Source organism: Marinobacterium sp. MBR-111, from assembly GCF_040547585.1.
In the GTDB taxonomy this organism is placed as follows: Bacteria; Pseudomonadota; Gammaproteobacteria; order Pseudomonadales; family Balneatricaceae; genus Marinobacterium; species Marinobacterium iners.
In genome coordinates, this window is the sequence record NZ_JBEPQA010000067.1 from 1 (window position 1) to 2265 (window position 2265).

The 2265-nt window shown below is 54.4% G+C and carries 3 protein-coding genes; all 3 read left to right on the forward strand.

The window, feature by feature from the left end; genetic code table 11:
- On the forward strand, window positions 1-621 hold a 621-nt coding region (locus tag ABIE61_RS18640), incomplete at its 5' end, for a TRAP transporter large permease subunit (protein ID WP_354412362.1).
- A gap of 289 nt (window positions 622-910) precedes the next feature.
- Window positions 911-1954: a TRAP transporter substrate-binding protein gene (locus tag ABIE61_RS18645; RefSeq protein ID WP_354412365.1), complete on the forward strand. Its 1044-nt coding sequence runs from the start codon at window positions 911-913 to the stop codon at window positions 1952-1954.
- A gap of 3 nt (window positions 1955-1957) precedes the next feature.
- The coding region (locus tag ABIE61_RS18650; protein ID WP_354412367.1) for a TRAP transporter small permease at window positions 1958-2265 on the forward strand (308 nt) is incomplete at its 3' end.

The following is a 2265-nucleotide window of genomic DNA, read 5'->3' on the forward strand; positions in this document are numbered from 1 at the left end:
ATCCTGTTCACCGTGGTGATGGGCGGCATCTACCTGGGTGTATTCACCCCGACCGAAGCGGCCGGCATTGGCGCCGGTGGTGCCTTCCTGATCACGCTGTTCCGCGGCCGCCTGACGTTGGCGACCCTGTTCGACACCCTGGCGGATACAGCCCGCACCTCGGCGATGCTGTTTGCAGTGGTGATCGGTGCGCTGATCTTCTCCGACTTCATCAACCGTGCCGGTCTGCCGGACATGCTGCTGGAGTTCGTGACCTCCATGGATGTGGCGCCGATCGTGGTGATCTTCGCGATCATGGGGATCTACATCGTGCTGGGCATGGTGTTCGAGAGCCTGTCGATGATGCTGCTGACAGTGCCGGTGTTCTACCCGGTGGTCGCTTCGCTTGGCTATGACCTGGTGTGGTTTGGCATCGTGGTGGTGGTTGTGACCGAGATCAGTCTTATCACGCCGCCGGTGGGCATGAACGTGTTTGTGCTCAGTGCGGTGCTGCGTGATATCAAAACAGGGACTATATTCAAGGGCGTGACACCCTTCTGGATGGCGGATATTGTGCGCCTGATGCTGATCATCTTCATCCCGTCCATTGCGCTTATCCTGCCAGAGGTGCTGTACCGCTAGAAGCTGCTGCTCACCCAGGGACGGGTGGGCGAAAGTGTTACGAAGATTACACTTGTCTGGTTGTCAAACTGTCTGTAGTTTCAGACTTGGAACTCCACTAAACGGAGTCGGGTCTGCAGCAGCACTTCCGTTGACTGCTACTGGGACTGAAGCAGAAGCGTTGAGCAACTTTTGTAACGAAAGTGGCAACAGCTATTTGCTTAAAACGATAAAATGATACAATAATTGTGAACCAACTATACTTATAAGTATCACAACGCGTATAACCACAACAAGCAGGAGCAATACCATGATTAAAACAATAAAATTTGCCACCAAAGCTGCAGCACTGGCTGTGGGTCTGTCTGCATCAGCCAATGTGCTGGCAGCTGATACCACGCTGATCGTAGGTACCTGGCTGCCGCCGACAGCGGTACAGAACGCTGTTGTATGGCCGACCTGGGCCAAGTGGGTTGAAGAAGCCACTGAAGGTCGTGTCGAAGTCAAGATTGAGTATGATGTGGGTCACCCGAAAACCTATTTCCAGCTGGTTGAAGACGGCGTTATCGATGCAGGCTTCAGCTACCATGGTTATGTACCGGGCCGTTTCAAGCTGCCAATCGCGGCTGAACAGCCGGGCATGGGCGTAGGCGCCGAAGCTGCCTCTGTTGCCCTGTGGAACGTACAACAGAAATACTTCGACAAAGCGAATGAATTTGAAGGTCTTGAGCTGCTGGGCATGTTTACTCATGGTCCGGGCCAGCTGATGACCACTTCTCCGATCAATAGCATCGGTGAACTTAAGGGCAAGAAAATCCGCATCGGTGGTGGCGTTCAAGCCGAGATCGGTGAGCGCATGGGCATTGCCCCGGTTGCAGCTCCGGCCACCAAAGTGTACGAGATGATGCAGCAGGGTGTTATCGATGGAGCACTGCTGCCCCTGGGCGAGCAGAAGGCCCAGCGTCTTGCTGAAGTGACCAATACCCTGAATGTGATCCCGGGCGGCATGTACCTGGGTACTTTCTCCATGTTCATCAACCCGGACTTCCTGGCTGATCTGGACGAGAAGGATCGCGAAGCGATCATGAGCGTGTCCGGTGAAAAACTGTCTGCACTGGCAGGCCAGGCGTGGGAACAGGCCGATATCGATGGTCTGGCCTTTGCACGTGAACAGGGTGTAAACGTAGTTGAGCATGATGAGTCTTCTGCATTCGTACAGCAGTTCAACAAGCTGGCTGACGGCATGGATCAGGTCTGGATCGACAGTGTTTCCGACCGTGATGTTGATGCCGCAGCGGCTCTGGCTGAGATGCGCAAAATCGCACGTGAGTACGAAGCTCAAAAACAGGAGTGATCCATGTCATTCGGTGCTTGGTTGAATACGCACTATGACGAGAAGGGGCCGGCCAAATGGCTGGCCTTTTTTCTTGAACTGGTGTCGTCTGCTGTACTGTTTATTCTAATGGGACTGACCTGTGTTGACGTGGTCGGCCGTTATGTATTCAACAGCCCGTTACATGGAGGTACAGAGCTGACCGAGATTGGTCTGGCCGTGATGGTGTTTGCGGCCATGCCGGTAGTGACCTGGCGCGGGGGCCACATTGTGGTCGATCTGCTGGATCGCTTTCTGGGATCGGTGATTGTAAAGGTGCTGGCGCTGTTTGC

What these genes read in the sequence shown, in the direction of transcription:
- ABIE61_RS18645 (WP_354412365.1), top strand. Translation starts at nt 911, where the DNA reads ATGATTAAAACAATAAAATTTGCCACCAAAGCTGCAGCACTGGCTGTG.